Genomic DNA, 232 nt, shown 5'->3' with positions numbered 1-232 from the left:
GGCATCGCTCACGACATGGGCGACCGCCCAGAGCGCGACATTGAACGGACGGCCTGGCTGGAGGGGCGGGGCTATCGTGTCATCCGGATCGCGGCTGCCGACGTGTTGCGCGATGCCGATGCCGTAGCCCAGGCGGTCGTGTCGCTTGCGGCAGCTCCCCCTCCACCGGCTTCGCCGGTCCCCCTCCCCGTAAACGGGGAGGATTTGACCGACTTTGATCCTCCCCGTTTAC

1 protein-coding gene is annotated in these 232 nt (G+C 67.7%); it reads left to right on the top strand.

The genetic code is table 11. The annotated features are described in order from the left end of the window. Positions 1-3 precede the first annotated feature (3 nt). Positions 4-232: DUF559 domain-containing protein (locus LD028_RS18260; RefSeq protein ID WP_369414824.1), on the top strand; the 229-nt coding region annotated here is incomplete at its 3' end.

The organism is Anoxybacillus sp. LAT27, assembly GCF_022030075.1.
In the GTDB taxonomy this organism is placed as follows: Bacteria; Bacillota; Bacilli; order Bacillales; family Anoxybacillaceae; genus Anoxybacillus; species Anoxybacillus kestanbolensis.
Note: the sequence above shows the minus strand (reverse complement) of the source record. Positions and strands in the feature narration are given on the sequence as shown.